Origin of the sequence: Dietzia sp. UBA5065 (assembly GCA_002415925.1) — a bacterium.
Taxonomy (GTDB): Bacteria; Actinomycetota; Actinomycetes; order Mycobacteriales; family Mycobacteriaceae; genus Dietzia.
In genome coordinates this window covers 41,336-61,189 of sequence record DIAZ01000057.1, presented here as the reverse complement: position 1 = coordinate 61,189, position 19,854 = coordinate 41,336, and the positions used below count along the sequence as shown (strand labels likewise).

Below are 19,854 nucleotides of genomic sequence, written 5' to 3'. Positions count from 1 at the left end.
CATCCGGCATCCGGCATCCGGCATTCGGCACAGGGATCGCCGGGACCGCACCCCTCAGCCCTCGTCGGGAGCGTCCTCGGACCCGTCCTCGTCCGAGGGTGACGGACCGTGTTCCAGCAGGGACACGAACCCGGCCTCGTCGAGGATCGTCAGCCCCAGCTCCTCTGCCTTGGCGGCCTTGGACCCCGGGTTCTCCCCCACCACCACGTAGTCGGTCTTCCTGGACACCGAGCCGGAGGCCTTGCCCCCGCGGGCGATGATGGCCTCCTTGATGCCGTCTCGGGTGAATCCCTCGAGGGAGCCCGTCGCCACGATGGTCAGGCCCTCCAGGGTCCGCGGGATCGACTCGTCGCGCTCGTCGGCCATCGCGACGCCGGCGGCCGCCCAGCGGTCGACGATCTCGCGGTGCCAGTCCACGCCGAACCACTCGACCACCGACGCGGCGATGATCGCCCCCACGCCGTCGGTCTCCGCGAGGTCGTCCTCGGTCGCCGCGCGGATCGCCGCCATCGTCCCGAACCGCGTTGCCAACGCCCGCGCAGCGGTGGGCCCGACGTGGCGGATCGACAGCGCGACGAGGACGCGCCACAGCGGGCGGTCCTTGGCGGTGGCCAGGTTGGCCAGGAGCTTGCGGCCGTTCTCGGTGAGCACCGTGCGCTCGGCGTCGGCACCCTCCTCGATCTGCCTGCGGGTCGCCTTGTCCACCCGGGTGTAGAGGGTGGTGCGCAGCAACTCCGCCTCGCCGAGGTCGAACAGCCCGGCCTCGTTGTCCAGTACCCCGCTCGTCAGCAGGTCGCTGGCGCCCTCGTACCCGAGCGCCTCGATGTCGAGCGCGTTGCGTGAGGCGAGGTAGAACAACCGCTCGCGGAGCTGTGCCGGGCACGAGCGTTGATTGGGGCAGCGCCAGTCCGCGTCGCCCTCCTTGGCCGGGGCCAGGACCGTGTCGCACTCGGGGCACCGTTCGGGAAAGACGAACTCGCGCTCGGTGCCGTCGCGGCGCTCCACCACCGGGCCGAGGACCTCGGGAATGACGTCGCCGGCCTTCCGGATCACCACCGTGTCACCGATGAGCACGCCCTTGCGCTTGACCTCGGTCTGGTTGTGCAGCGTCGCCAGCGAGACCGTCGACCCGGCCACCGTCACCGGCTCCATGTGCGCGAACGGGGTGACCCGCCCGGTGCGGCCCACCGAGACCCTGATGTCGAGCAGTTCGGTCATGACCTCCTCCGGTGGGTACTTGTAGGCGATCGCCCACCGGGGGGCGCGCGAGGTCTGCCCGAGCCGACGCTGGACCGAGAGGTCGTCGATCTTGACCACCAGCCCGTCGATCTCGTGTTCCGGGTCGTTGCGGTGCTCGCCCCAGTAGCGCATCCGCTCCAGGACCTCGTCGACACCGATGGCGGGTTCGGTGTAGGGCGAGACCGGAAGGCCCCACTCCGCCAGCGCGAGATAGACGTCGTGGAGACTGTCGAACCCCGTTCCCTCCACCGCGCCGAGCCCGTGGCAGTACATCCCGAGACGCCGCTGGGCGGTGATCGCCGGATTCTTCTGCCGCAGTGATCCGGCCGCGCTGTTGCGCGGGTTGGCGAACGGCGCCTTGCCCTCGGCCACCAGGCGGGCGTTGAGCTCCGCGAAGTCCTCGAGCCGGAAGAACACCTCGCCCCTCACCTCGAGGAGGTCGGGCACGGGCCGGCCTGCCGAGGGGGTGAGGGTGACGGGGATGTCCTCGATCGTCCTCGCGTTGAGCGTGACGTCCTCGCCGGTGCGGCCGTCGCCGCGGGTCGCGGCGCTGACCAGCTTCCCGCCGCGGTAGACCAGATCGAGGGCCACCCCGTCGATCTTGACCTCGCACAGGAACCGCAGTTCGCTCTCCGACGCGTGGGCCCGCTCGACCGCGGAGGCCACCCAGGAACGCAACTCCTCCTCGGAGAACACGTTGTCCAGGCTGGTCATCCGCTGGAGATGCTCCACCGGGGCGAAGTCCGTGGAGAAGCCGCCCCCCACGAGCTGGGTCGGCGAATCCGCGGTCCGCAGGCCCGGGTGCGCCTCCTCCAGCGCCTCGAGCTCGCCGAACAGTCGGTCGAACTCGGCGTCCGAGACCACCGGTGCGTCCTTGACGTAGTAGCGGAACTGGTGATCGCGGACCGTCTCCGCGAGCGCGGTCCACGCCTGACGCGCGTCAGGCGGGATGTCCCCGGTGCCGATGGGCTCGTTGCTCTGGCTGGCTTGGCTCACGAGGACAGGGTAGTGCGACGCGCACCCGGGGTGTCGGAGCGCTGGCCTACGGTGAGCCCATGAACCAGGAGAATCAGAACCCCGTCACCATCGACCGGAACCGACTGCTCGCGTTCGACCTCGAGACCACCGGTCCGGACCCGCGGACCGCCCACGTCGTCACCTCGGCCCTCGTCGCCATCGACGGCCCCACCAAGGTCGAGCACACCTGGATGGCCGATCCGGGGGTGGAGATACCGGAGGGGGCCACCGCGGTGCACGGGATCACCACCGCCCAGGCCAGGGAACACGGGCGGCCGCACGCCGAGGTGGTGACGGAGACCATCGCGGGCATCCGGACGGGGTGGCGGGAGGGCCGGGCACTGGTGGTGTTCAACGCGGCCTACGACCTCACCATCCTCCGCCGGTGGGACCCCTCCTTCGAGGTGCTCGGGCCCGTGGTGGACCCCTATGTGGTGGACAGGGCGGCGGACCCGTACCGGAAGGGCAAGCGCACCCTCGCCGCCCTGTGTTCGCACCACGGGGTGAGGCTGGACGCCGCGCACGACGCCTCGGCGGATGCCGTTGCCGCCGCCCGCCTGGCCTGGAAGCTCCTCGGGGAGGTTCCCGACCTGGTGGGGGCGGACTGGCGACGGGTGAACGCGCAGCAAGCCCGGTGGCACGAGGAGCGGCAACGCGATTTCGCCGCCTACCTCGAACGGACGGGCAAGGACCCCTCCGGCGTCAACACGATGTGGCCCGTGGCCACCGTCTAGGTGATCACCGCTACTCGGCCAAGCGGGGCGCGCCCTCCGCCACGCGCCGCACCGCGGCCAGAGCCTGGGCCGGGGTGAGCCGCCCGGAGGTCATGTCGTCCACGGTCGGGGTGAGGACCAACTGGGACAGACCCGCGTACCGGTGCGCGCTGAGCCGCTCGAGCAGGGAGAGGACCGCGGACACGGACCGTTCGACGTCCCCGCTCGTCCGAGGGGGACGGGGCGTCCCGGGGAGTCCCTCGAGGTGGAGCGTCCTGCCGTCGCTCAGGACGGTGCCCGCGGCGTCGAGCGCGGAGTGGGACAGGCCCGAATGGAGCAGGCCGGCGGGCACGCAGAGCCCGTCGAGCGGGGTCTCGTCCCTCGGGGTCTCCGCGACCACGGCCCACCTCGCGGGCGCCTCCCCCTCGACCCCGGCCGGTACCCGGATCACCACGTCCGCCACCCCCGCGCGGCGGAGAGCGTCACCGAAGCGGCACAGGGTCAAGGAGAGCTGGTCCTCCGGCACGGCCGCGATCGGATCGAAACGGCTCGGTCCGGCCACTGTTCCGGCTGCGACGTGCCAGAGCATCGGCTCGTCGAGCAGGATCCGTGCCCCCGCACCCAGGCGTCCGGCCAGGCGGACGACTCCCTCGGCGACCCCCTCCGCCAGCGACCCGGCCAGGTCCCGTCGGGCGCCGCGGTCGGTGAGAACCGGCAGGCCGCCGGGGAGCTCGAGCCGAGCGGCGAGGGACCACGGGCCGAGCACCCGGACCTGCAGTCGGCGATCCGCGGGGGCGGGGTCGCCCTCGGGATCCCTCGCCACCTCGTCGGCCTCCTCGAGCGCGTCCAGGTCCCGGTCGAGCAGGTCGGACGCCGTCCGGGCGAGCCTCCCCGGCGACGTCGCGAGACGCCAGCCGCGGGTGGAGATGTCGACGGGAAGGTCGGCGAGCAGCGCGAGGGTCCGCCCGGTCTGGTCGGCGGCCGGGCCGCGGTCGGGGAGCTCGGCGAGGAACGGCATCGCGTGGCACTCCCCCACCACGACGCGCGCGGCCTCACGGGGATCCGTGCCGGGCATGGGACCGGGGCCGGTGTGGGCGGTGGACACCGGGGTCACGGCGTGTGCGCGATCGGGACAGCGGCGGTGATGGTCCCGCTGCCGAGCACGCGATCGCCCTCGGGCTCCGGCCGGTAGAGGACGGCCGCCTGCCCCGGGGCCACGCCGCGCACCGGCTGGTCGAGGGCGATCTCGAGCCGCGCGTCCGGCCCGTCCCCGATGCGCCTGACGAGGCCCGGGGTCGCCTCGCCGTGGGCGCGGATCTGTACCTGGCATCGGGTCTCGCGGATGTCGTCGTCGACCAACCAGTAGGGCGAGGACGCGGTCATGCTCGCGGAGAGCAGGTGATCCGACCCTCCGACCGTCACGGTGCCCGTGTCGGCGTCGATCGCGGTGACGTAGCGGGGGCGGCCGTCGGCGGCGGGCCCCTCGAGTCCGAGCCCCTTGCGCTGACCGATGGTGAACCCGTACACGCCCTCGTGCCGCCCGAGTTCGTCACCGGTGTCGGCGTCGACCACGGCTCCGGGGCGCAGGCCGATCCGGGCGCCGAGGAAGGCCCGGGTGTCACCGGAGGGGATGAAGCAGATGTCGTGACTGTCGGGCTTGGACGCCACGGGGAGACCCGCCGCCTCGGCCTCCGCCCGGACCTCGGACTTGAGCGAGTCCCCCAGGGGGAACATCGAATGGGCGAGCTGCTCGGGGGTGAGCACCCCGAGCACGTAGGACTGGTCCTTGCCGGGATCGACCGCACGTCGGAGGACGGGACGCCGGGAGCCGTCGGGCAGCTCCTCTGTCGAGAGCCGCGCGTAGTGCCCGGTGGCCACCGCGTCGAACCCCAGAGCCGTCCCGCGGTCGAGGAGCGCCTCGAACTTGATGCGCTCGTTGCACCGCAGGCACGGGTTGGGGGTCTCTCCGCGGGCGTAGGACTCCACGAAGTCGTCGATGACGTCGGCCCGGAACCGCTCGGCGAAGTCCCACACGTAGAAGGGGATGCCCAGGAGATCCGCGACCCGGCGGGCGTCGCCGGCGTCCTCGCGTGAGCAACAGCCCCGTGAGCCCGTCCGGAGGGTGGCCGGATCCGCGCTCAGCGCGAGGTGCACGCCCACCACCTCGTGGCCCGCCGCCACGGCCCGGGCCGCGGCCACCGCCGAGTCCACCCCCCCGCTCATCGCCGCGAGGACCCTCACGACGCCGCCGCCCCGGTCCGCGGCATCCCGAGCCCCGCGATCCGCGCGCGGTCGACGGCGGGGACCAGCGCGGCGATCGCGGCATCCACGTCGGCCTCGGTGCTGGTGTATCCCAGGCTCAGTCGGAGGCTGCTCCGCGCGGCGGAGTCGTCCGCACCGAGCGCCAGCAACACGTGACTCGGCTCGGCGACCCCCGCCGTGCACGCGGATCCGGTGGAGCACTCGACGCCGGCCGCGTCGAGCAGGAGGATGAGGGACTCGCCGGAGCAGCCCGGGAACGTGAGGTTGGCGATCCCCGGCAGCCGGTCCCCGCCCCCGTTGGCGATCACACCGGGAACCGAGGCCCGCACACCCTCGACGAGGCGCTCGCGCAGCCCCGTCAGTCGACGAGCCTCGGTCTCCATCTCCCGCACCGCCTCGTCGAGGGCCACGGCCATCGCCACGACGCCCGGGACGTCGACCGAACCCGATCGCAGATCCCGCTCCTGCCCACCGCCGAAGCTGACCGGCAGGCAGTCGGCACCCCGGTCGATGAGCAGTGCCCCCACGCCCAGAGGCCCGCCGAACTTGTGGGCGGACAGGCTCAGCGAGGTGGCGCCGAGCGTCTGGAAGTCCACCGGCACGTGGCCGACGGCCTGGACGGCGTCGGTGTGGACGGCCGCCCCGGCGGCCCGGGCCACCGCGGCGACCCCCGCCACGTCGGTGATGGTGCCGATCTCGTTGTTCCCGAGCATCACCGCGACCAGCGCCAGACGCGCACCGACCTCGTCGACCAGCTCGCGGACCGCGCCCGGGGTGACGGCGCCACGTCCGTCCACCGGCAGCACCCGGACGTCCATCCGGCCGCCGCGGTCGGTGGCCAGATGGGCCGCCGAGTCGAGCACGGAGTGGTGCTCCGTCGCGCCGACGGCCACCACGCCACCGCCGGCGGCGGCCGCCTGACCCAGCACGGCGAGATTGTCGGATTCGGTCCCGCCGGAGGTGAACACGACCTCCGAGGGCCTGCACCCCAGGTGCGCGGCGAGGGACTCGCGGGCCTCCTCCACCCGGCGGCGGGCGCGGCGCCCCGCCCCGTGGAGCGAGGAGGCGTTGCCGACGGTGGAGGCCGCCTCGGCGTAGGCCGCGATGGCCGACGGACGCATCGGGGTGGTCGCGGCGTGGTCCAGGTAGTGCGCGGTGCGGGTCGTGAGCATGTCGTCGGCAAGGATACGCCCGAATGCGCCGGACCCCGGCACCGCAGGGGTACCGGGGTCCGGGCGACACTGGCGTGTCGGACTCACTTACGGGCGTTGATGGCCTCGGTGAGCTGCGGGGCGACGTTGAACAGGTCGCCGACGATCCCGTAGTCCGCGATCTCGAAGATCGGGGCCTCCTCGTCCTTGTTCACGGCGACGATCGTCTTGGAGGTCTGCATTCCGGCGCGGTGCTGGATCGCGCCCGAGATGCCGAGGGCGATGTACAGCTGGGGCGACACGGTCTTGCCGGTCTGGCCGACCTGGAACTGCCCCGGGTAGTAGCCCGAGTCGACGGCCGCGCGGGACGCGCCGACGGCGGCCTTGAGCGAGTCGGCGAGCGGCTCGACGACCTCCTCGAACTTCTCCGCCGAACCGACGCCACGCCCGCCGGAGACGACGACGGAAGCCTCGGTCAGCTCGGGGCGGTCGCCACCGACGATCGGGTTGCGCGAGATCACCCTGGCGGCGTTCTCGGGCTCGGGGACCTGGACCTCGACGACCTCGCCCGCGCCGGCGGACGGAGCGGCCTCGACCGCGCCCGGACGCAGGGTGTAGACGGGGGTGTCACCGGAGACGGTCGCGTCGACGGTGAACGCCCCACCGAAGATCGAGTGGACGGCCGAGCCGTCCTCCCTGATCTCCACGACGTCCCCGAGGATCCCGGAGCCGGTGCGGGCGGCGAGGCGACCCGCCACCTCCTTGCCCTCGAACGTGGCGGCCAGGACGACCGCGGCCGCACCCTGCTCGGCCAGCCCGGCCAGGACGTCGACCTTCGGGGTGACGAGGTAGTTCTGGACCGCGTCACCCTCGGCGACGTAGATCTTCTCCGCGCCGGCCTCCTTGAGCGCGTCGGTGAGCGCGGCGGCGGTGCCGGTCTCGCCGAACACGACGGCGGACGGCTCACCGAGCGCGCGGGCCGCGGTGATGAGCTCGAGGGTGACCTTCTTCAGTTCGCCGTCGACGTGCTCGACCGCGACGAGGACTTCAGCCATGGTGGGTTCTCCTTGAAAGAAACTGGTGTGAGTCGGTCGGGTGAGCCCGGGTCAGATGAGCTTCTGCGCCACGAGGTACTTGGCGACGTCGTTGCCGCCCTCGCCCTCGTCGGCCACCTTCTCGCCGGCGCTGCGCGGCGGCTTGGGGGTGGACGCGGTGACCGTGGAGGCGGCGTTGTCCTTGCCGACCTGGCCGGCCTCGACGTTGGTGTCGGCCAGCGTCAGGGTCTCGACCGGCTTCTTCTTGGCGGCCATGATCCCCTTGAAGGACGGGAAGCGCGGCTCGTTGATCTTCTCGCCCACGGAGACGACGCAGGGCAGGGTGGCCTCGACCTCGAACAGCCCCTCGTCGGTCTCCCGCTCGCCCTTGACGGTGTCGCCGGAGATCTCGAGGGTGCGCATGTGGGTGAGCTGCGGCAGGCCGAGGTACTCGGCGATGATGGCGGGGACGGCGCCCATCCGACCGTCGGTGGCCTCGTTGCCGCAGACGACCAGCTCGGTGCCCTCGATGGTGCCGAGGACGTTCGCGATGGCCCACGCGGTCTGGACGACGTCGGAGCCGTGGAGCGCCTCGTCGTTGAGGTGGACCGCCTTGTCCGCGCCCATGGACAGGGCCTTGCGGATGGCCTCGGTCGCGCGGTCGGGACCGGCGCACAGGACGGTCACCTCGCCGCCGTTGGCCTCCTTGATCTGGAGAGCCTGCTCAACGGCCTTCTCGTTGATCTCGTCCAGGACCGCGTCCGCGGCCTCACGGTCCAGGGTGTAGTCACCGTCGGAGAGCTTGCGCTCCGAGTAGGTGTCCGGAACCTGCTTGATCAGTACGACGATGTTCGTCATGGGCCTGCGTCGACCTCCTGCGAGTCGGGGCTGGGTGCGGTCCGAACTGGCCGGGCGCACCGGATTGTGGTCCTGCGAGACACAATAACGTCACTCGGCCCGACGCCGCAGGGTCGGGGCTGTCAGTTGATGCGCTTCTCCCACCCAGACCACGCCGCGTCGCGGAGCTCGTTCTTGCGCACCTTCCCGGTGGAGGTGCGCGGCAGCGCCTCGGTGAGCTCCACCGCGCCCGGCACCTTGTAGCGCGCGATCCTGGTGCGGCAGTGCGCGATCACACCGTCGGAGTCGAGGTCGGAGCCCGGCCTGACCACCACGTAGGCCTTCGGCCGCTCTCCCCACTTCTCGTCCGGCATCGAGACCACCGCGCAGTCCACCACGTCGGGATGCGACACGATCGCCTGCTCGACCTCGATCGTCGAGATGTTCTCGCCGCCGGAGACCACGACGTCCTTGGCCCGGTCGAGCAGCTGGACGTAGCCGTCCGGGTGCATGACCCCGAGGTCGCCCGAGTGGAACCAGCCGCCGGCGAACGCCGTCGCGGTGGCCTCGGGGTCGGCGAAGTAGCCCTTCATCACGCCGTTGCCGGTCATGACGACCTCGCCCATCGTCACGCCGTCGGCGGGGACGTCGACCAGGTGCGTCTCGCCGGGCGTGGTGCGCTCCACCACGCGGACGGTGTCCGCGTGGATCATGGCCACCCCCTGCCGGGACTTGAGCCCCGCGCGCTCGTCCGGGTCCAGGTCCGCCCAGCCCGGCTGCGGCGCGCAGACCGTGAACGGCCCGTACGTCTCGGTGAGCCCGTAGACCTGGGTGACGTCGATCCCGAGCTCCTCGAAGCGCCGCAGGATCGTGGGCGAGGGCGGGGCGCCGGCGGTGATCATCCGGATCCCCTCGGTCGGCCGGGCCGCCGGGTCGTCCGCGATCGTGGACAACACGGCCGGGGCGCCGGCCAGGCGGTTGACGCCCTCGTCGTCGAACAGTCTCCAGATCTCGTCCCCCCGCACGGCGCGCAGGCACACGTGGGTTCCCATCGCGCCGGTCAGGGCCCACGTCGTGCACCAGCCGTTGCAGTGGAACATCGGGAGCGTCCACAGGTAGCGCGAGCGGTGGTCGAGGCCCTGGGTGATGATCTCGCCGAGCGCGTTGAGGTAGGCGCCGCGGTGGGTGTACATCACGCCCTTGGGGCGACCCGTGGTGCCCGAGGTGTAGTTGACGGCGATGACGGCGTCCTCGTCCGAGACCGCCCAGGACACCGGCTGCGGCGAGGCGAGCGCCAGCTCGTCCTCGAGCGCCTCCGCGCGGGGGCCGAAGCGCGCCGGGTCCGGTTGCGTCCCGTCCGCGTCGGGCGCCACCAGGATCAGCCTGATCGACTCCGGCACCTCGTCACCGAGGCCGGCCAAGAGCTCGGCATCCGCAATCAGCACCCCGATCCCCGCATGGTCGACGATGTAGGCGATCTCCGCCGGGGCGAGACGGGTGTTGAGGGCGACCACCGCCGCGCCGGCGAGCGGCACGGCGAACTGCGCCAGGAGGGCCTCCGCGGAGTTCGGTGCGAGCACCCCCACCCGGTCGCCGCGGGCCACACCCCGCACCCGCAGGAGCGCGGCGAGCCGCGTGGCGCGGTCGGCGAGCTCGGCGTAGGTCTGCCGGCGGGGTCCGTCCACCACCGCGGTCGCGTCGGGCGCCACCCGAGCCGCCCTCTCGAGGAAACCCAGCGGGGTGAGGGCGGTGTCGAGTCCGGAATCGGCTGTCATCGCGGTGTGGACCGCCTCTCGTGGTCGGGGGGTGATACCGGTCACCGTAACCGCGCCGGCCGGCGGTCGCCCGGCGATCCCCGGACATCCCCCTAGCGACGCCCTCCGGGGTCGGGGCGCGGCCGCCGACTACGCTCTCCCCTGACGACCGCGTAGCGAAGGGGACTCGAGTGGCACCGGCACCGACACCGCCGCCGGCGGCGGGGGCGACTCCCCCGCGCCGCGCGGCTCGGCCCGTCCGCGCGCTCCTGCTCGGCTCGGTCGTCCTCGCCCTCGCCGCCGGGTGCGCCTCGAGCACCGAGAGCGGCGGCGCCCGCCTCGGCCAGGCGGACAGTTGGTCGTCCGTCACCGGCGGTCCCCCGAACTCCGGGCGCGCACACTCCTCCGTCGCCGACTCCCCCGAGCTCGTGTGGTCACGCCCGCTGGGCGCACCGGCGACGGGGGTGGCGAGCTCCGACGGGATCGGCACGTTCTTCCAGGCCACCGTCTCCGAGCGCGGGTGCAACCTCTGGGCCCTGACCGCCGAGGACGGGCGGAAGCGCTGGTGCCTGCGGATGCCCACCGACGGGCCACGCATCACCGCCACCGTCGACGGCCGGGGCTCGGTGTTCGTCCCGATGTACGGCGGGGTCGGGGCGGTGTCGGCGGAGGGGGAGAACCGCTGGTTCGCCGAGACGCGCGGCATCCCCACCACCGTGACGCTCCTGGACAACCGGAACCTGCTGCTCGTCTCCCACCTGGGGATCGCCCGGGTGGTCAACACCCAGACCGGCCTGGACGCCTCCCCCAGGCTCCCGGTCGCCGGCGAGCTCGCCCCGTCCGCCCCCGGATTCGGCCTGCCGTGGTGCGACTCCGGCGAGCGCGGCTGCCCCGCCCCCGGTCCGGCGGCCGTCGACACCGCGAGCGGCACCGCCTACCTCACGGTGTGGCCACCCACCCGCCCCGCCCCGGAACTCGTCGCCGTGCGGCTGACCACCGGCGACACCGGTCTACTGGAGGTGCTGTGGCGGACCGGGCTCCCGGCGGGCCGGCTCGGCGTGCCGGTGGTCCTGTCGGACGACCGCGGTGAGGTCTACGTGCACGCCGAGGACGGCACGCTGACCTCGTACTCCACCGCCGACGGCGCCGCGCGCTGGTCCGCGCCGATCGGGTACCGCCCCGACACCCCGCCGGCGCTGCTGCCCGACGGGACCCTGGTCACCGGTGGCCGGACCTCCACCGTCTGGAGGGGGGTCGACGACGACCACGCCGCGGACGCTGGCCCGGCGCCCGTGGTGGCCGTGCGCGGGGCGGACGGAACCGGCCGCGAGGTCTGGCGCCGGGACGACCTGCGCCAGCTCACGAACCCCGCCGCCACCGCGGACGGCAGGGTGGTGGTCGCCGTCAGGACGGCGGGGGCCGGTGACGCGCCGGGCATCGCCCTCCAGCTCCTCGACGGCGGCGACGGCCGGACGCTCCACGAGATCCCGGTCCCCGCCGCCACGGGCCCGGTGTCCGGTGTGAGCGTGGATGACGACGGCCGGATCGCGCTCACCACGGCGGTGGGTGCGGTCTACGTCTTCGCCTGACCGTCCGTGCGGGGCCCGCATACAAAGACCACGGCCGACCTGTCGATCCTCGTCACCACCAGGGCCAGCGGCCGTGAGCCCTTCAGGGCCAGCGACCGGCGGAGCACGTCCGGGTCCGAGTCGACGCCCCGCACCAGGATCTCCAGCGAGCCGCAGTCCCGGTCACGCAGCACCCGGCGCAGCTCCTTGCGGTCGAGCCTGCACCGCTGCAGGACCTCGAAGCCGGTGTATCCCCGCGGCACCCGCGGGCCGGTGAGGTGGGCGATCCGGGGGTCGAGCTGACGGAGCCCGTGGCGGCGGGCCCAGTGCCTCACCAGCCCCGCCCGGACGACCGCCCCGTCGGGGTCGACGATGTACCTGTCCGCCTCCCCGTGGGCGTCCACCTCGTCGTCGTCGCCGTCCGTCACCTCCTCCACGTGGACCGCCACGCCGTCCGCGACGAGTCGCGGGGGCCCCCAGGGACCGGGGTCGCCGGCCGGGACGGTGCGGATCACCGTCGCGCGGCGCGCCACCCCGGCGGACAGGCCCGGCGACCACAGGCACGCCTCGCGCACGGACCCGTCGAGCGAGACCAGCTCGACCTCCCCGGCGTGGTCCAGCACGGAGGTGTCCAGCCCGGGCGCGCACTTGATCACGTGGTCGCGGCCCCGCGCCGCGGCCAGCAAGGCGGGCAACGGCGGGCTCAGCTGCTCGGGGTCGTGGATCCGCCGGCCGCCCGACCGGCGGGCGGGATCGGCGACGAGCACCGCGTCCACGGTGGGCGGGGCGAGTGCGTCCGCCACGCACACCAGCGCACCGGGCACGTTGCGGGCGGCCATGCGGGCGCGGACCGGGTCGAGATCCGAGCCGACCACCCGGTCCGCGGTCCGGACGAGCTCGCCCAGCTCCGCACCCACCGAGCAGGTGACGTCGTGGACGTCCCGGCCCGCCAGCCGCCGCGCGCGCAGGGCGGCGACGGGCCACGCGGTGGCCTGCTGGACCGCCTCGTCGGTGAGCAGCATCCGCTCGGCCCCCCGGATGCGGCCGCGGGCCCGGAGGCGGGCGGTCACCAGGTCGATCGCCGCGGCCGCGTGCGCGGGGTCGGCCCCGCGGACGACCGCGGTCGACGCCACCAGCCGTGCGCGCGACCAGTCGAGCCCCGCGGCGAGCGCGAGCAGGTCGCCCCCGGCGTCGGTGGTGAGGAAGTCCAGGTCGTCCGGCGTCACCGGCGTCCCCTATCTGCCGCCCGGGGCGATGCTCCGGGGCGCGTCGAGGAGTTCGGCCACGTCGACGGCCGTGGCGAGGCCGGCGAGCACGTCCAGGGTCGGACGGAGCATCCCGAGGTGTCCGAGGATCCCCGCCTGGGCGGCGTCGTCGGCGCGGATCCACTCCGCCGCGCGGGCCTCGCTCGTGCCGCCGTCCGGCTCGGCGCCCTCCGGCAGCGCGGCCACGAAGAACAGCGTGTCGTAGCGCCGTGGCGGCCCCGGCGGGGTGGTCCAGCGGTCCCACGGCCGCAGCCGGTGCGCGGACAGGATCAACCCGTGCGCGGAGAGCAGCGTGTCGAGGTCCCCCTCCCCGGCGTCCAGGGCCCGCCGCTCCTCCGGGCCCGGGAGATCGACCGGACGCCCGTCCCCCGCGGCCGCGGGATCGGGCTCGGCCAGCAGGACTCCGGTCTCCTCGAACAGCTCCCGGGCGACCCCCCGAACGGCGGCGGCCGCCCGGTCGGCGGGGATGCCGAACCGCTCCGCCCACCAGGTCGCGTCCGGGCCGCGCCAGGGCCGGGTCCCGCGGTAGTCGCGGGGGTCCACCCCGCCACCCGGGAACACCGACATGCCGGCCGCGAACTGCATGGTGGACACGCGGTGCTGGAGGAAGACCTCGACGCCTCCGCCCACCCGGGCGTCCCGGATGAGCGCGACCGTGGCGGCCTCGCGGACGGGCACGGACGCCGCCGGCACGACCGTGACGGGATCGGGGCGGCTCACGGCCGTCGGTGGCGGCCGAGCCGGCGCGCGCGCCGGGCGAAGTACCGCCCGTCGATCGCGTCCACGACGATCGACTGGGAGAACGCGCGGCTGAGGTTCTCCGAGGTGATCACGTCGTCGATCAGACCGAGCGCGGTCACCCCGCCCTCCGCGAGCAGCATGGCGTGGGTGAACCCCGGCGGGATCTCCTCCACGTGGTGGGTCACCAGGACCGTCGCGGGCGCGTCCGGATCGAGCGCCATGTCCCCGAGTCTGGCCACCAGGTCCTCGCGGCCGCCCAGGTCCAGGCCCGCGCCGGGCTCGTCCAGGAGGAGCAGTTCGGGGTCGGTCATCATCGCCCGGGCGATGAGGACGCGCTTGCGTTCCCCCTCCGACAGGGTCCCCCAGGTCCGCTCGGCCAGATGCTCCCCGCCGATCATCTCTAAGGTGTCCGCGGCGCGGTCGAAGTCCGCCTGGTCGTAGCGCTCCCGCCACCGACCGAGGACCGCGTACCCGGCGGAGACCACCAGGTCCTGCACCACCTCGTCGCCGGGGATCCTGCCCGCCACCGCGGCCGAGGACAGCCCCACCCTGCTGCGGAGCTCGGTGACCTCGGTCCGGCCGAGCTGCTCGCCCAGGATCACGGCCGTCCCCGTGCTCGGGTACTCGAGCGCCGAGGCGATCCGGAGCAGCGAGGTCTTGCCCGCCCCGTTGGGCCCCAGCACCACCCACCGCTCGTCCAGCTCGACCTGCCAGGTCACGGGCCCGACCAGCGTGCGCCCGTCCCGCCGGAGCGAAACGTCGCGCAGGTCCAGGACGAGGTCGGGGTCGGTCTCGATCAGGGTGGTCACGGCCCCCATCTAACCCCGTATCGGGGACCCGGGTGGCCGGGACCACCTCCCGTGCAGGTGGACCGTCGGTGACCTCGCTCCCCGATCGCCCCCGCTTCGCTAGCGTCGTGGGGGTGGAGGCATCCGCGCCGCGGAATCCCCAGCCGAGAGGAGCACCGACGTGAACGACCGTCTGGCCATCGACGAGGTCCGCCCACTGGTCTCCTGCGGGAGGTTCCCGTCCAAGTCCGTGGTGGGTGAGGTCCTGCCGATCTCCGCGACCGTGTGGAGGGAGGGTCACGACGCCGTGGCCGCGAGCCTGGTGGTCCGCCGCCCCGGCGGGTCGTCGTCCCGCTCGACGATGGTGCACGGGGCGGAGGCGGACACCGTCCACGCCCTCCTGCACACCGATGTCCCCGGCATGTGGTCGTTCCGCGTCGAGGCCTGGTCCGACCCCTACGCCACCTGGCGCAGCGGCCTGGTGAAGAAGATGGACGCCGGCCAGGGCGCCGAGGTGCTGGGGAACGAGTTCGAGGTGGGGGCCCGCGTGCTCGACGCGGGCGCCGCCCAGGCGGGTGCCGCCGGGGCCCCCGACCGCGCGGCCCTCCTCACGGAGGCCGCCGCGGCCCTCCGGGGTCCCGGCGACGCGCACGCCCGGAGCGGGCGGGCGCTGTCCCCCGAGGTCGCCGCGGCGATGGCCGCCGGCCCGGTCCGGGAGCTCGTCACCGTGGGGCAGACCCACCGGGTGTGGGTGGACCGCCGCGAGGCGCAGTTCAGCTCCTGGTACGAGTTCTTCCCCCGCTCGACCGGCGGGTGGAACGACCGCGGCGAGCCCGTCCACGGCACCTTCGCGACCTCCCGCGGCTACATCGACCACGCCGCCGACCTCGGGTTCGACGTGGCCTACCTCCCGCCGATCCACCCCATCGGCGAGGTGAACAGGAAGGGCCGCAACAACACGCTCACCCCGGACCCCGGCGACGTCGGCTCCCCCTGGGCGATCGGCTCCGCGGAGGGCGGCCACGACGCCGTGCACCCCGCCCTCGGCACGATCGAGGACTTCCGTGACCTCGTGGCGTACTCGGCCACGCGCGGCGTCGAGATCGCCCTCGACCTGGCGTTGCAGTGCGCACCCGACCACCCGTGGGCCGCGGCCCACCCCGAGTGGTTCACGGTGCTGCCCGACGGCCACATCGCCTACGCCGAGAACCCGCCCAAGAAGTACCAGGACATCTACCCGGTCAACTTCGACCTGGACCCCGAGGGCATCTACGCCGAGGTCCTCCGGGTGGTCCGCCTGTGGACCTCGCTCGGGGTGCGGATCTTCCGCGTGGACAACCCGCACACCAAGCCGGCGGACTTCTGGGCCCGCCTCATCGCCGAGGTCAAGCGCACGGAGCCCGACGTCCTGTTCCTGGCGGAGGCGTTCACCCGCCCGGCCCGCCTGTTCGGGCTGGCCAGGCGCGGATTCTCGCAGTCCTACACCTACTTCACGTGGAAGACCACCAAGGCCGACCTGGTGGAGTTCTGCGAGCAGCTCCTCGGGCACGTCGACGAGGCCCGGCCCAACATGTTCACCAACACCCCGGACATCCTCCACGAGTCGCTGCAGCGCGGCGGCCCGGCGATGTTCGCGATCCGGTCGGTGCTCGCGGCCACCCTCTCCCCGGCGTGGGGCGTGTACTCCGGCTTCGAGCTCTACGAGTGGCAGCCGGTCGCCGACGGCAGCGAGGAGTACCTGGACTCCGAGAAGTACGAACTCCGGCCGCGGGACTTCGCCGGGGCCGAGGCCGCCGGCCAGTCGCTGGCCCCCTGGCTGCGGACGCTCAACCGGATCCGCCGGGAGCACCCCGCCCTGCAGCAGTTGCGCACCCTGCGCTTCCACGAGGTGGACAACGACCGGATCATCGCCTACTCCAAGGTCGACCCCGCTAGCGGCGACTGCGTCCTGGCCGTGGTCTCGCTCGACCCCCACGGGGCACAGGAGGGCACGCTGACGCTGGACATGGCCGCCCTCGGATACGACGACGACGCCCGGTTCAGCGTCCACGACGAGGTCTCCGGCCGCGAGTTCCACTGGGGGCCGAGCAACTACGTCCGGCTCGAACCGTGGACGGCGGTCGCCCACGTCGTGGTGGTCCCACCGTGCGACGAAGCACGTAGGGTCGAACTGACCTACCGCACGCACATCGTGGATTGAGGCACAACGGCATGGGAAAGCACCACAGCGAGAAGGGCCGGTCCGCTCCCGACGGCCCCGCCACGCCGGCCGGGGCATCGGCAGCACCGCCCGTCGATCCGGATGCGGTCTGGCTGACACCGGAGCAGGTAGCGGACGGACCGACGGGGCCGGCCTCGTCGTCGTCGACCCCGGTCGCCCTCCCCGGGCACGTCCTGGACGCGCTGCGCTCGGGCACCCATCACGACCCCCACTCGGTCTACGGCGCCCACCGGGCCGGTGACGGCTCGGTGGTGCGCACCATGCAGCCCGGCGCCACGACGGTTCAGATCCGGTCGGGGGACCGCGTCGTGACCATGGAACCCCTCGGCGAGGGCATGTTCCACGCGACGCTGCCCGAGGCCGACGTCCCCGACTACCGCCTCCACGTCACGTACCCGGACGGGCACGAGCGCACCGTCGCCGACGGCTACCGCTTCCTGCCCACGCTCGGCGAGGTGGACCTCCACCTGATCGGCGAGGGCCGGCACGAGCGACTGTGGACCGTCCTCGGCGCCCACGTGCGTACCTACGACACCGCCGGCGGACCCGTCACGGGGACGTCCTTCGCGGTGTGGGCGCCCAACGCCCGCGGCATCAGCGTGGTGGGCGACTTCTGCGGGTGGAACCCGCTCGCGCTCCCCATGCGCTCGATCGGGTCCTCCGGCGTGTGGGAGCTCTTCGTCCCGGACGTCACCGACGGGGCGACCTACAAGTACTGCGTGCGCGGTGCCGACGGCCGGACCGTCGACCACGCCGACCCGCTCGCGGTGGCCGCCGAGGTGCCCCCCGCCACCGGGTCGAAGGTGTTCACGTCGCGCTACGAGTGGGACGACGACGAGTGGATCGCCGCCCGCGCGACCCGCGATCACTCGCGCCTGCCCATGACCACCCTCGAGGTCCACGTGGGCTCCTGGAGACCCGGACTCGGGTACCGCGAGTTCGCGCACCAGCTCGCCGACCACGTGGCCGAGACCGGGTTCACCCACGTGGAACTCATGCCCGTCGCCGAGCATCCCTTCGGCGGCTCGTGGGGCTACCAGGTGTCCTCCTATTTCGCCCCCACCAGCAGGTTCGGGTCCCCCGACGACCTGCGTTACGTGGTGGACCACCTGCACTCCCGCGGCATCGGCGTCCTTGTCGACTGGGTCCCGGCGCATTTCCCCAAGGACGAGTGGTCGCTCGGCCGGTTCGACGGCACCGCGCTGTACGAGCACGCCGACCCGCGCCGCGGCGAGCAGCCCGACTGGGGCACCTACGTCTTCGACTTCGGCCGTCACGAGGTGCGCAACTTCCTCGTGGCCAACGCCCTCTACTGGGCCGAGGAGTTCCACATCGACGGGCTGCGGGTGGACGCCGTCGCCTCGATGCTCTACCTGGACTACTCGCGCGAGGAGGGCGAGTGGACGCCCAACCGCTACGGCGGCCGGGAGAATCTCGAGGCCATCTCGTTCCTCCAGGAGGTCAACGCCACCGTCCACCGCGAGCATCCCGGGTTCCTCACCGTGGCCGAGGAGTCCACCTCGTGGGGCGGGGTCACCGCCGGCACCGACACCGGCGGGCTCGGGTTCTCGATGAAATGGAACATGGGGTGGATGAACGACACCCTGAGGTACGTGGGGCTCGACCCCGTCTACCGCAGCCACCACCACGGCGAGGTCACGTTCTCCATGATGTACGCGTGGAGCGAGCGGTTCGTCCTGCCGCTGAGCCACGACGAGGTGGTCCACGGCAAGGGCTCCATGTGGCAGCGCATGCCGGGGACGTCGTGGGACCGGGCCGCCGGCCTGCGCGGCCTCTACGCCTACATGTGGGCGCATCCGGGCAAGAAGCTCCTCTTCCAGGGACTGGAGTTCGGCCAGACCGGGGAGTGGAACGACGAGCAGGGCGTGACCTGGGAGAACCTCGAGGGCTGGGAGGGCGAGTACCACCGCGGCATCCTCGCCTCGGTGCGCGACATGAACGCGCGCTACGCCGAGAACCCGGCGCTGTGGGCCCTGGACGACGACCCCTCGGGCTTCTCGTGGATCGACGCGAACGACGCGGCGCACAACGCGTTGTCGTTCCTGCGGACCGACCACGCGGGCAACACGATCGCCTGCGTGGTGAACTTCTCCGGCGCCACCCTGGGCGGCTACCGGATCGGGCTGCCCGAGGGCGGGTTCTGGGAGGAGATCCTCAACACCGACGCGACCGGGTACGAGGGCTCGGGGACGGGCAACCTCGGCGGGCTCCACGCCGAGGACGTCCCCCACCACGGTCGTCCGCACTCGGCCGCCATCACCGTCGGTCCGCGTGCCGCGGTGTGGCTGCGGCACTCGCGGTGACCCCCGGTCAGTAGAGGGCGCTCGCGAGGTTCCGGCGGGCGGCCAACACCCGCGGATCGTCCCCCGGCAACGCCTCGAGGAGCTCTATCAGCCGGGCGCGCAGCGTCGCCCTGTGGTCGCCGGCGCTCACGCGGATCGCGTCGACCAGTACCCCGAACGCGGACTCGTACTCCCCGCCCACGAGCGCCCGGTCGGCGGCGCGCAGCGCCGCCTGGACCGTGCCCTCGCCCGCGTCGGACTCCTCCGTGGCGCGCCGCGCGGCCTGCACGTACCGCAGGGCCTCGAGGATGCCGTGGTCCCCGGGGCGGGACTCCACCAGGGCCGTGAACCGCTCCTCGGCGGTGACGAGGTCGCCGTCCGCCAGCGCGTCCTCCGCCGCATCACGTTCCTCGTCCGCCGGCTCCTCCCCGTCGCCGTCCCCGGGGGCCGGCGCGGGGCCGCCGAGCTTGCCCTCGGTCGCCTGCAGCACGGCCGCGAGCCACTGGCGGAGGGCGTCCTCGGGCTGGTCGCCCTCGAAGTCCGCCAGCGGGCGTCCCGCCGCCACGGCCACCACCGTCGGCACCGCGCGCGCCTGGAACGCCTGGGCGATCCCCGGCGCGGCGTCCACGTCCACCACCGCGTGCACCCACTGACCGGCGGCCTCCTCGGCCAACGAGGCGAGCAGGGCGGTCAGCGCGGACGGGGCCCGGCGGGACATGAGCTCGACCACCACGGGAACCTGGGTCGACCGGACCAGGACGTCCTGCTCGAACGACGCCTCGTCCACCACGATGCTGCCGACGTCCCCGCCGTCTGCGCCCGGGACGCGGCCCGGGACGGCCGCGTCCCGTTTTGCTTCGACACGCTTCTTCAACCCCGTCAGGTCCACTGCGCCGGCGAGCGACGCCGCCAGGTGCTTCTCGGAGGCGGACGGGGGTCGGTTACCTGGTCTCGTCACGGC

Annotated in this window: 15 protein-coding genes; 4 read left to right on the top strand and 11 right to left on the bottom strand. The window is 73.3% G+C overall.

Annotation, left to right across the window (positions count from 1 at the left end; all coding sequences use genetic code 11):
- Positions 1-54 precede the first annotated feature (54 nt).
- A complete protein-coding gene (gene ligA, locus B4M60_RS04305; protein WP_291080610.1) occupies positions 55-2,235 on the bottom strand; it encodes an NAD-dependent DNA ligase LigA in 2,181 nt (726 codons plus the stop codon).
- A 59-nt stretch (positions 2,236-2,294) separates the two neighbouring features.
- On the opposite strand from ligA, the gene B4M60_RS04300 reads away from it, so the two are divergent.
- Entirely contained in the window at positions 2,295-2,990 is a 696-nt protein-coding gene (locus tag B4M60_RS04300) for an exonuclease domain-containing protein (protein ID WP_291080608.1), read from the top strand.
- 10 nt (positions 2,991-3,000) lie between these two features.
- On the opposite strand, the gene B4M60_RS04295 is transcribed toward B4M60_RS04300, so the two are convergent.
- The 6 genes from B4M60_RS04295 to B4M60_RS04270 form a co-directional block, all read right to left on the bottom strand.
- Entirely contained in the window at positions 3,001-4,083 is a 1,083-nt protein-coding gene (locus B4M60_RS04295; protein WP_291080606.1) for a cobalamin-independent methionine synthase, read from the bottom strand.
- A complete protein-coding gene (gene mnmA, locus B4M60_RS04290) occupies positions 4,080-5,210 on the bottom strand; it encodes a tRNA 2-thiouridine(34) synthase MnmA (protein WP_291080604.1) in 1,131 nt (376 codons plus the stop codon). Before mnmA ends, B4M60_RS04295 begins: the two co-directional genes overlap by 4 nt.
- Positions 5,207-6,403: a cysteine desulfurase family protein gene (locus B4M60_RS04285; RefSeq protein ID WP_291080602.1), complete on the bottom strand. Its 1,197-nt coding sequence runs from the start codon at positions 6,401-6,403 to the stop codon at positions 5,207-5,209. The genes mnmA and B4M60_RS04285 overlap by 4 nt, the downstream gene beginning before the upstream one ends.
- 83 nt (positions 6,404-6,486) lie before the next feature.
- Positions 6,487-7,437 (bottom strand): electron transfer flavoprotein subunit alpha/FixB family protein, encoded by a 951-nt coding sequence (locus tag B4M60_RS04280; RefSeq protein ID WP_291080600.1) that lies wholly within the window; start codon positions 7,435-7,437, stop codon positions 6,487-6,489.
- Between the two features lie 51 nt (positions 7,438-7,488).
- Complete coding sequence (locus B4M60_RS04275; RefSeq protein ID WP_291080598.1) at positions 7,489-8,274, bottom strand: electron transfer flavoprotein subunit beta/FixA family protein; 786 nt, start codon at positions 8,272-8,274, stop codon at positions 7,489-7,491.
- A gap of 122 nt (positions 8,275-8,396) precedes the next feature.
- On the bottom strand, positions 8,397-10,028 hold the full coding sequence (locus B4M60_RS04270) for an AMP-binding protein (protein ID WP_291080596.1): 1,632 nt from the start codon (positions 10,026-10,028) through the stop codon (positions 8,397-8,399).
- Positions 10,029-10,198: 170 nt separating this feature from the next.
- Here B4M60_RS04270 and B4M60_RS04265 point away from each other — a divergent pair, with 170 nt between their 5' ends.
- Complete coding sequence (locus B4M60_RS04265; protein WP_291080595.1) at positions 10,199-11,596, top strand: PQQ-binding-like beta-propeller repeat protein; 1,398 nt, start codon at positions 10,199-10,201, stop codon at positions 11,594-11,596.
- On the opposite strand, the gene B4M60_RS04260 is transcribed toward B4M60_RS04265, so the two are convergent.
- From B4M60_RS04260 to B4M60_RS04250, 3 genes are read right to left on the bottom strand one after another with little or no spacing between them, the layout of a single operon-like run.
- Entirely contained in the window at positions 11,581-12,801 is a 1,221-nt protein-coding gene (locus B4M60_RS04260) for a THUMP-like domain-containing protein (RefSeq protein ID WP_291080594.1), read from the bottom strand. The genes B4M60_RS04265 and B4M60_RS04260 overlap by 16 nt on opposite strands.
- A 9-nt stretch (positions 12,802-12,810) precedes the next feature.
- Positions 12,811-13,560, bottom strand: a complete 750-nt coding sequence (locus B4M60_RS04255; RefSeq protein WP_291080592.1) for an NUDIX hydrolase — start codon at positions 13,558-13,560, stop codon at positions 12,811-12,813.
- On the bottom strand, positions 13,557-14,381 hold the full coding sequence (locus tag B4M60_RS04250) for an ABC transporter ATP-binding protein (RefSeq protein ID WP_291080618.1): 825 nt from the start codon (positions 14,379-14,381) through the stop codon (positions 13,557-13,559). The genes B4M60_RS04255 and B4M60_RS04250 overlap by 4 nt, the downstream gene beginning before the upstream one ends.
- Before the next feature lie 169 nt (positions 14,382-14,550).
- On the opposite strand from B4M60_RS04250, the gene B4M60_RS04245 reads away from it, so the two are divergent.
- Together B4M60_RS04245 and glgB are read left to right on the top strand one after the other, a co-directional pair.
- Positions 14,551-16,569 (top strand): maltotransferase domain-containing protein, encoded by a 2,019-nt coding sequence (locus B4M60_RS04245; RefSeq protein WP_291080590.1) that lies wholly within the window; start codon positions 14,551-14,553, stop codon positions 16,567-16,569.
- An 11-nt stretch (positions 16,570-16,580) separates the two neighbouring features.
- Positions 16,581-18,914, top strand: coding sequence for a 1,4-alpha-glucan branching protein GlgB (gene glgB, locus B4M60_RS04240; RefSeq protein ID WP_291080588.1), 2,334 nt, complete (start codon positions 16,581-16,583; stop codon positions 18,912-18,914).
- 7 nt (positions 18,915-18,921) lie between these two features.
- Here the strand turns inward: glgB and B4M60_RS04235 are convergent, their stop codons facing one another.
- Positions 18,922-19,851 carry a tetratricopeptide repeat protein gene (locus tag B4M60_RS04235; protein WP_291080586.1) on the bottom strand — a complete coding sequence of 310 codons (930 nt, stop codon included), beginning with the start codon at positions 19,849-19,851 and terminating at the stop codon, positions 18,922-18,924.
- Between the last annotated feature and the right edge of the window lie 3 nt (positions 19,852-19,854).